This is a genomic window from Kluyvera sp. EC_51 (assembly GCF_019584505.1).
Taxonomy (GTDB): domain Bacteria; phylum Pseudomonadota; class Gammaproteobacteria; order Enterobacterales; family Enterobacteriaceae; genus Kluyvera; species Kluyvera sichuanensis.
Genome location: NZ_VDAG01000059.1, coordinates 1 through 1095, shown reverse-complemented (window position 1 = coordinate 1095; position 1095 = coordinate 1). Strand labels below are relative to the sequence as shown.

The window sequence follows — 1095 nt, the reverse complement described above, 5'->3', positions numbered from 1 at the left end:
GGCTTTGTTGAATAAATCGAACTTTTGCTGAGTTGAAGGATCAGATCACGCATCCTCCCGACAACACAGACCATTCCGTGGCAAAGCAAAAGTTCAGAATCACCAACTGGTCCACCTACAACAAAGCTCTCATCAACCGTGGCTCCCTCACTTTCTGGCTGGATGATGAGGCGATTCAGGCCTGGTATGAGTCGGCAACGCCTTCATCACGAGGAAGGCCCCAGCGCTATTCTGATCTCGCCATCACCACCGTTCTGGTGATTAAACGCGTATTCCGGCTGACCCTGCGGGCTGCGCAGGGTTTTATTGATTCCATTTTTGCCCTGATGAACGTTCCGTTGCGCTGCCCGGATTACACCAGTGTCAGTAAGCGGGCAAAGTCGGTTAATGTCAGTTTCAAAACGTCCACCCGGGGTGAAATCGCACACCTGGTGATTGATTCCACCGGGCTGAAGGTCTTTGGTGAAGGCGAATGGAAAGTCAGAAAGCACGGCAAAGAGCGCCGTCGTATCTGGCGAAAGTTGCATCTTGCTGTTGACAGCAACACACATGAAGTTGTCTGTGCAGACCTGTCGCTGAATAACGTCACGGACTCAGAAGCCTTCCCGGGCCTTATCCGGCAGACTCACAGAAAAATCAGGGCAGCCGCGGCAGACGGGGCTTACGATACCCGGCTTTGTCACGATGAACTGCGCCGCAAAAAAATCAGCGCGCTTATTCCTCCCCGAAAAGGAGCAGGTTACTGGCCCGGTGAGTACGCAGACCGCAACCGTGCCGTTGCTAATCAGCGGCTGAGCGGAAGCAATGCACGGTGGAAATGGACAACGGAATATAACCGTCGCTCGATAGCGGAAACGGCAATGTACAGAATGAAGCTGTTGTTGGGAGATTCACTGACGCTGCGTGACTACGATGGTCAGGTAGCGGAAGCTATGGCCATGGTGCGTGCGTTGAACAGGATGACAAAGGCTGGGATGCCAGAAAGCGTGCGTATTGCCTGAAAATCCAGCCAGCTACAGAGTCGTTCGCACGAAATCTTATTTATTCAACAAAGCCGATCTGATCCTTCAACTCAGCAAAAGTTCGATTTATTCA

General features: G+C 52.1%; 1 protein-coding gene. It reads left to right on the top strand.

Annotated elements, in window-relative coordinates:
• Positions 1-32: 32 nt before the first annotated feature.
• A complete protein-coding gene (locus FHC49_RS11645; protein WP_220439822.1) occupies positions 33-1001 on the top strand; it encodes an IS5 family transposase in 969 nt (322 codons plus the stop codon).
• Positions 1002-1095: the final 94 nt, after the last annotated feature.